Raw genomic sequence first — 8662 nt, forward strand, 5'->3', positions numbered from 1 at the left:
TTCCCCTTTGAGATGGGTTTTCCCCTTTGAGATGGGTTTTCCCCTTTGAGATGGGTTTTCCCCTTTGAGATGCGTTTTCCCCTTTATAGTGAATTAATCAAAGTCATTGGCTTGCACGTCATAAAAGGGTGTGTGGGGGGGGGCTATGTCGGTGAGTAATATTTGAAAAAAGACTAAAATGCCTCTTATGGACGCTCTCAAAGGTCAATGGCTGTTGTAACATGAGAGACAAATGGTATGATGATGCTCAGCTACTACTTTTATGAAGTGAAAAGGGGTATGAAGGTAAAGAAGGGCGTGGCGTAACAAGGGGCGGTTTTGATGGTTCACTTTACGGGGGCTATTATATCTTATTTACAGATACTGTTTTGAAATGAGCGTGGATGCGCTGGGAAATATTAAAAAAAATGCGTGAATGAGGGACACAAGTGTATTCTGTTTTAGGATGCCCTATTGTAACTGAAGAGAATATCTCCATTAAAGAATGCGATAAATAAAAGCATAAAATGTGTAATTTACATCAATTAATTGTCGTTTTCGTGGAGGCTTTAAGCCCGTAAAGCTGAAGAATGATGATGGATGTTAGCTTTACTCCTTGAAATTGCATATTATGCCAAAATAAAATTGTATGCGCATTGCGAAAATTATACAAAAAGAGATGGGTAATAGGCTCGCTTTTATTTGGCATAGTAAAAGTTGAAACGGTTTGCTCTTTATCGTTTTGGTTTCTGTTTTAAAATATGCCGGTTATATGAGGGATGGAAGTTGATTAACAGCGGGAATGGATTTTATGTAGCTTTCAGTTCTCATCGTTAAGGTTTTTCGTTAAGGTTTTGGGGAACTATTGGGGGACTATAGAGGTTGGTTTAAAGAGGTTGGAAAATGTCTTTGTGCTTAATAAACAGATGAGACATTTTACTAAAAAAGGGGAAACTTCTCTTGTTCATTGTTTAAAATGCTCTTTTAAGAAAAAATATCAAAATAAGTATCAGGAACAGAGAGGCAATAGACAATTCCTTCTTGTGTCAATTTGAGGGAAGCTGAACCATTCACAGAAATGGGAACGATTTTTTCGAGAACGGCACTACCAAAACAGGCTTTTTTATTGTTTGTGGGAGGGATGCCGGATTCAAAATTTTCATGCCAAGTGATGATAAGTTGCGTTTTGCCATTCAGTTTTGTTTCGATTTCACAGCGTACACAGATGCTCCCCTTTTCTTGGGAAAGGGCTCCAAAAGAAAGAGAATTGACAATCAGTTCATGAAAAGCCAAACCAATATGCAGAGCGGCATTGGGAAAAAGATAAGGATCGACGCCTTCAAGTGAAAAACGTTCTGTTTCTTTCATAAAATAACCTAAAGCCTGCGTTTGGACCAATTCGCGAAATTGAGCACCGCGCCAATCGGAATCAGTGATCAGATCTTGAGAATGAGAAAGAGAATGAAGACGACCTTGAAATTTTCGTAAAAAAACCTGAAGAGATTCAGTATAGCGGGCGGTTTGGCTGGCAATACTTTGAATGATCGCTAGAAGATTTTTAGAACGGTGACTGACTTCGCGAAGAAGGATTTTAAGCACTTGTTCACGGCGGCGTAAGCCGGAAATATTGACACCGGTGGTGATAATACCAATAATGTCTTCGTTATCATTGCGGTGGCAATCAATAGAAAATTTGTACCAAATCTCTTGTTTGTTTGTATCTTCAAAACGTGCTTCAACAGTTTGCATTTTGCCACTGGCTAAAACTTGCAGTTTGATGGTTTCCATATTGTCTGCAAGGTCAAGCGAAAAAAAGTCGCTGTCACGACACCCAACCCGCCATTTATTGTGCAAATGGTGTGGCAAGTTTTCAGCCCATAAATAAACCAGATTTGTTGCCTGATAGAGAACGCAAATATCAGCACCACGAATCGCTTGCATGAGCGCACTCATATGAGATTTATCCATGGGAGGCTTTGAAAGAGGCGTAACGATCATAATTTTAAGATGTTACCCTGTTCTAAGCCGCTTTAGAAGCATTCTCTTGAAAAAATAAAGCTTGGGAAATAAGCGCTTTCACCATATCAGGGTTAAAAGGTTTGGTCACTAAAAAAGTTGGTTCTGGACGCTCGCCAGTGAGAAGCCTTTCGGGAAAAGCCGTGATGAAAATCACCGGTATACGGTCATTTTTCAAAATCTCGTTGACCGCATCAATCCCTGAACTGTTATCGGCTAATTGAATATCAGCCAAAATCAACCGTGGTTTTTTCTTATGATACATGATGACAGCTTCATCACGCGTGCGCGCTATTCCTACAACATGATGACCTAGGCTTTCTACCATTTGCTCAATATCAAGTGCAATAAGAGGTTCATCTTCAATAATCATGACTTCAGTGGCAATTTGTTGAGAAATATCAATGGATGCTTGGTTGAGAAGCTTGCGAAATTCTTTCGTATCCAGATTCATGATTTCGCTGGCGTCTTGTTCATGAAATCCTTCAACGGCAATGAGCAAAAATGCTTGGCGTGCACGGGGTGTGAGATAGGATAATTTGGCACTGGTTTTTTGTTCAAGACCAAATTGAGGCAGGGGTTCTGGGATGTTTGGTGTGGTTTGGTCAAAAAGATGGCAAAAAAGCCAATAGGTACCAATTCGGTCAGTGGAGGCTTTGGGAAAAATGGAGATGTCGGCAATGAGTGCTTCCAACATCGCTGACACATAGGCATCGCCAGAGGATTGGCTACCGGTGACAGAGCGGGCAAAACGCCGAAGATAGGGAAGATGCGGGGCAATGCGCGTTGATAATGACATAATTTATAACTCCTTTGACCTTTCAAGCATTTTGTTGGTTGAAATTCTCAACCGATAAAAAAGTTCCTTGATTTGTATGGAACTTTTTACCGGCAGCTATATTTACAACCATAAGGCGAAAAATTCTTCGCGGTGCTACCAGTAATATATGGATTAGGGGGATGAAAAATGAACGACCGTGATGAAAAAAATCTCACCACACAATTTAGAGTTGGAGATGATCTTCTCGGGGTCAATAGCGAAATAGCACGGAAGTTACGTCAATTTTACATGGAAATTCAAGAAGAAGCACTGCCACGGTGTTTGCTTGAGCTTTTAGAGAAGTTGGAGCGCGCAGAGCAATTTGGCTTAAACAATGTGGAAAAGGTTTGAATCCTTTATGTCAAAGTGCGCGAAAAACTTTAAACAAGAACTCCTTTCTGTGTTGCCGGCTTTACGAGCTTTTGCTGTTTCTTTAAGTGGCAAGCACGATAAAGCCGAAGATTTGGTCCAAGATACTGTTATGAAGGCATGGGCTAAGCAAGATAGTTTTGAGATGGGAACTAATCTTAAAGCTTGGCTTTTTACCATTTTGCGCAATGAATTTTATAGTCAAATGCGTAAAAAGGGAAGAGAAGTTCAAGATACCGATGGCGTGTTTACTCAAAATGTCGCTGTTCATCCTGCTCAATATGGATCGCTTGATTTACAAGATTTCAAAAAAGCCTTAAATTTGCTTTCTGCCGATCAAAGAGAAGCCATTATTCTCATTGGCGCATCGGGATTTTCTTATGAAGATGCTGCGGCTATTTGTGGTTGTGCTGTTGGAACCATTAAAAGCCGTGTGAGCAGGGCGCGTAATCGATTACAAGAACTTCTTAAAGTCAATGGTGAGTCTGATTATGGTCCTGATTCTTACTCAGCTGGAAGTACATTGTGTTCATTTAACGGCTAAAAAAGCATAATAATTATGATTGATAGCCTTGTTTTTTTTATTCCCGTTATAGCTATTACAGTAAAGTCAGTATCTGAGGGAATTCAGAAGTTTGGCGTGTATCCTTAGGAACACAAGAAAAGCCTGTATAAAACTTTCTCACGGGCTTTAGGTTTTATGTTCCATAAGGTTGCCTTCCTTTGTGCTGAAAAATGACGACTTTCAAGTTCGCCAATGGACATTCTATGACAACAAAAACAAATTTGATGCCTCAAATGCCTTCTTCTGATGCAACGATATCACGCTGGCGGTGGGGTGCGATTGTTGTTTCTCTTGTTATGGCTCTTTTGGCATCGGTTTTTATTATGTTGCTTTCAAATGCCGTTGATCGAGAAGTCGCACAGTTGAATACAAGTTCAGAATTGCGCGAACAGGCTGATTTGGTCCTTATTAGCCTGATTGATATGGCTGTTGCTGACCGCAGCTATGCAAAAACGCGCAAGGCGGAAGATAAAATACGTTTTGAAAATGCAGAGCGGGAGTTGGGGAATATTCTCGACTATATCGCACTTATTGTTTATGCGCATCCGCAGTGGTATAAATGGTTTACGGCTTTTAAAGAAGAGGTTGAAGCACGAAAAGCCTTTATGAATGCCCATATGCGTGCTCTTGATGCGATTCCTGAACAACCTTCTCAACCTTCTCATGCGGACTCTTTGGAAGTATCAAAGATTCCTGTAGCACGTTTAGCTCAATTGATGACAAGCTTTATTAATGGGGATGATGTGGTGCGACAAAAACAGCGTGAGGGTATCGCATTGATGCGGGCGGCTTTGACATTGGCGGCTATTGTTTCCGTTGTGAGTACCTTTATTTCTGCCTATTTTGTTATTAATCGTTTTCATCGTGATATGCGCTCTTTAAAATTGTATCAATTGCTGCTTCATAGTGAAAATATCGCTCTGGAAGCCCGCGTGAAAGAACGAACACAAGAATTAGAAAGAGCACGTAATCACGCTGAAAAAGAACGCCAACGGGTTGAAATATTGTTGCAGGATGCAAGCCATCGCATTGGCAATTCTCTTGGGACGGTGTCTTCTTTGTTGGGGCTCCAGTTAAACCGGAGCAAAAATGAAGAGGTCCGTGCTGTTCTAGGGGCTGCACGTGATCGTATTCAGACAATTTCTACAGCACATCGTCGTTTGCGCTTAAGTGATGATATGGAAACGACTTTATTGGCAGAGTTTCTCAGCTCTGTTGTGCATGATGTCGAATTGGCAGTCCCTTTTGAATTGCGTGAAAACATCACCATTCACACCAACTTTAAAGATTGTCGCCTGTCTTCAAGAGATGCGACAACACTTGGAATTATCCTTGGTGAACTGCTGACAAATTCCTTAAAACATGCCTTTCCTGATCAACGGTCTGGTCATATTTATATCTCCTTTGGTCCCCAGAAAGATGGACAATTGATGCTCATTGTAGAAGATGATGGCGTGGGAATGAAAAGCCAAACTTTAAAACAAAAAACAGGACTTGGTCGTGTGGTCGTGGAACAGCTCTGTATGCAATTTGGTGAAAAACCTCTGTTTGAAACTTCTGCTTTAGGAGGCACAAAGATTGTCATTCCTTTGCCAAAACTTAGCATGAATAGTTCAAAAAAAAGCTCTGACTGATTTTTTAAAAGGGTAAATTTTCTCTTTTCTCGTGGTAAGCTGCCTTTCATTCATCGTGAATGTATGGGGAGGGCATCTTTTCACAAGAAGAAGGAAAAATACGGCTTCAGTAGCGCGAACACAGCACCATTCATATCAGATTGTCAATTGCCTTCAAGAGAAACAATTTTGCTTCTTTATCTTTTGGTGTAATGTTTGATTTTCTCTCTTGTTGTTTTTTTGCTTTGTTGACTCCGATGATCGGCTTTCAAAGTTCTCCTTGTCTGAGAGCTTTGAAGTGCTTAAGTTAGCCTTTAAATTTATTTTGAATAAGTGCTTCTTTAAGCCAATAATACTTATATTCGTAAGCTCTATTGCTTTGCAAAGAGAGAGTTTTTTCAAGTTTTGTTATTTTTTGTAAGGCATGTGAAACTTTAAATATGGGGTGTTTTTGTAAAAGTGTGTAAGGAATATTCTTAAGGTAGAACGCGCTTGTAAAAAACTCATGCCCTCCCTCCTTCAGGGCTTTAAACAGCATCAGTGCTCAACCAGTGGAATCTGTGCAACAAGAAGTCGGGTTGTTTATAGAATGATATGGGTTTTAGAATCTTCGTTCTTTAGAAAAACTCACCTTTGATTTGAGATTTTATTGCATGGCAATAAGGACGGGCTATCGTTTTGATAAAATAAACAAGAAGAGTTAGCCTTTTGGGGTTTCATATTTTTCACTTTTCTATTGTGCGTAAACCAGAAAAGGGGAGGGCGTTTTATTTTTAATCATTGTGATGCGACCTTGGGTGGTGGCATCTTTCGGCGTATTCTTTAATAGATATTTAAAATGCGGAAATCTCTTTAAGAAAAGTAAGCGCTCAAGCATATTTTTAGATGTTTTGAGTCGTAAAAATGCAGATGCTTTAAGTTTCTTCGGAGGGTGCTATTGGGCTGTTGATCAAGGCATCAATGTTGTTTTTTTCTTGTAGGAATGTTTGTAGGTCTTGATTGGTTAAGGCTTTGCTATCCGGTATACGAATGCGCATGGGATCAACTTTGACGCCATTGACAATGATTTCAAAATGACAATGGGGACCGGTTGCCATTCCTGTTGATCCAACATACCCAATAATTTGTCCTTGTCGTACTTTCACGCCTGGTTTGATGTCTGGTGCATAACGACTTTGGTGTGAATAACTGCTGACATATCCATTGGCATGTTGAATTTCCGTATGGTTTCCATAGCCGCCTGTTACGCCTACTCTTGTGACAATACCATCTCCTACAGCAATAATGGGTGATCCTTTAGGAGCAATCCAATCAACACCCGTATGCATGCGGACATAGCCTAAAATAGGATGTTTGCGTGGACCAAAGGGAGAGCCAAAAATGCCATTTGGTGTGGGTTTGCGCAGCAAGAAAGGCTTTGAACTTTTCCCTTCAGAATCATAATAATCAACGCTTCCATCTTTTAATTGATAACGGTAATATTTATAAGTTGTATTCCCAAAAGTTGCACTAATATAACGAATTTCTGGATCAGCGTTCTTGGATGATTCCTTTGCTTTCAAATTCTTTTTGCCGTTTTTGTTTTCTTTATCGCTTTGTGGTACAGCATAAAATATTTCGATCTGATCATTGGGTGTTATCGGACTTTTCATATCAATATTGGTGGCTAGCAGACGAATAAGACGATGAGAGAGAGATTGTGATATATTATGGCTTAGCAAAGCACTATAGAGTGCATCATAAGCCGTTGGTAATTGCGCGCTATTGATATAAGAATGTGGAATACCATTTTGAAAAGCCGTTTTAAGTGCTTTAGACATTTTAGGCTCTGTGCTTTCAATGAATTGGCCTTTATCATTCAGGGCAATGGTGAGAACATGATGCATCCCTTGATAGATACTTGCGCGTACGAGATGGTCTTCTTCACCAGCTTGTGTCACAATACCAATGCGTAAAAGGCTTCCCTCTTTAAGGGAATCGGAAAGGCTTATTTTTTCTAGCGTTTTTACAACCTGGTCAATTTGCTTTTTTGTATAACTGGTTTTTTTGAAAGCATCGGCTATCGTTTGTTTTTTACGAATAGGAATAATATCTTCAACATAGTTTTTCGTCAGATCGATACGGTGACTTTGAGGAGAAACGGTTACATTTTCTTGAACGATTCGAACTTCAGGGGATTCTGTGCCTTGGGAAGGGGAGGATACATCTTCTAATTTTAAAGGATCAATCAATGTGAGAACTGAAAGAAGTTCGGAGCTCTTTTCTAAAGTAAATCCAGCTTTTTGTACTTCTTGTTGTGCCTCTTCATCTGTCAATGTGTCGCTGTCATCAAAATCGAATTGATTTACCTTAAAATCATAGCTGCGTAAGGTGAGTTTTGTTTCAACCTTTGCTCCATAAATCTGCCCAGAATCTTCTTGTGGTGCGATATTTTGATTTTTCGTATCACTAGCAAGAATGCTTAAAGAATCAAATTTTGGATAGCTATATTTCTGGGGGCGATTTTCGGCTAAAGCCATACGAATCCATTCAAAATGTTGTGTTTGAATGACTTTTTCATCGCCTTTTTTTTGTAGAATCGATAATTCAAATTGACGTTTTCTGTCAAAGCTTTGCCTTGCATGGGTGGGAGAAATACGATCACCTTTATAGCCATTGGCCTCAGGGTCTTGTGATTCTGATAGGTTTTCTTGCGTAAACCATTGTGGCGGTGTTACCAATCGCTGTTGTTCATCAAGAGCCGTAAAAAGTGCAATCCCCATAAGAATGCAGGAAGTGATTCCTGTCAGAATGGTTCCCGTAAGCCAACGAGCAGAGACCTGTCGGCGCGCAGGCCGCAAGCGCTTGACGACAAGAGCAGGGTCTTGTCCAGGATCGTTTTTTTGTTGTTCGTTATCCCACATAGATTTATAAGAGTACTTTTCAATATTAAATAAAGAAAGCTAGATAGATAGCTTAGCATGCTTCTACAGGAATTTGATTCTTTTTACAAATTACAGATCATGCGATTCTCTTTATACAGCAATGTCTTTATAAATCGTATCTGCGCAGAAAATTTTCTCTATTAAAGTAGCATAAAACAAGCGTTATTGTGATTAACTCATTCCTAGGCAACTTCCTATTTTTATGCATTGCAATGGGGTGCTATATTTTACTTTAAAGGCGCCATGCTCTCTTTGAACTCCTTGCTGTTTTCATGTTTTATTTTTATGAAGGCAGATTTTTCCAATAATGTTTTGAAATAGGATTTTTTGTTCAATATTTTATTGGTAAAGTTTGGGTTATTTTATTTAAAAAAAA

The 8662-nt window shown here is 39.6% G+C and carries 6 protein-coding genes; 3 read left to right on the top strand and 3 right to left on the bottom strand.

The annotated features are described in order from the left end of the window. Nucleotides 1-963: 963 nt before the first annotated feature. Together ACFIMK_RS06535 and ACFIMK_RS06540 are read right to left on the bottom strand one after the other, a co-directional pair. Entirely contained in the window at nucleotides 964-1977 is a 1014-nt protein-coding gene (locus ACFIMK_RS06535) for a sensor histidine kinase (RefSeq protein ID WP_375611690.1), read from the bottom strand. Nucleotides 1978-1999: 22 nt separating this feature from the next. Then, nucleotides 2000-2794 (bottom strand): response regulator, encoded by a 795-nt coding sequence (locus ACFIMK_RS06540; RefSeq protein ID WP_375607013.1) that lies wholly within the window; start codon nucleotides 2792-2794, stop codon nucleotides 2000-2002. A gap of 168 nt (nucleotides 2795-2962) precedes the next feature. On the opposite strand from ACFIMK_RS06540, the gene ACFIMK_RS06545 reads away from it, so the two are divergent. The 3 genes from ACFIMK_RS06545 to ACFIMK_RS06555 all read left to right on the top strand — a co-directional run bounded on the left by ACFIMK_RS06545 (nucleotide 2963) and on the right by ACFIMK_RS06555 (nucleotide 5383). Continuing rightward, nucleotides 2963-3166: a NepR family anti-sigma factor gene (locus tag ACFIMK_RS06545; protein ID WP_375610684.1), complete on the top strand. Its 204-nt coding sequence runs from the start codon at nucleotides 2963-2965 to the stop codon at nucleotides 3164-3166. Between the two features lie 7 nt (nucleotides 3167-3173). Continuing rightward, nucleotides 3174-3728 (top strand): RNA polymerase sigma factor, encoded by a 555-nt coding sequence (locus ACFIMK_RS06550; protein WP_375611691.1) that lies wholly within the window; start codon nucleotides 3174-3176, stop codon nucleotides 3726-3728. Nucleotides 3729-3952: 224 nt separating this feature from the next. Further along, nucleotides 3953-5383, top strand: coding sequence for a sensor histidine kinase (locus ACFIMK_RS06555; RefSeq protein ID WP_375611692.1), 1431 nt, complete (start codon nucleotides 3953-3955; stop codon nucleotides 5381-5383). A gap of 893 nt (nucleotides 5384-6276) precedes the next feature. Here ACFIMK_RS06555 and ACFIMK_RS06560 read toward each other — a convergent pair. Then, a complete protein-coding gene (locus tag ACFIMK_RS06560; RefSeq protein ID WP_375682572.1) occupies nucleotides 6277-8265 on the bottom strand; it encodes a M23 family metallopeptidase in 1989 nt (662 codons plus the stop codon). Nucleotides 8266-8662: the final 397 nt, after the last annotated feature.

The sequence above is a fragment of the Bartonella sp. AP280QHHD genome (assembly GCF_042196125.1).
Classification (GTDB): Bacteria; Pseudomonadota; Alphaproteobacteria; order Rhizobiales; family Rhizobiaceae; genus Bartonella.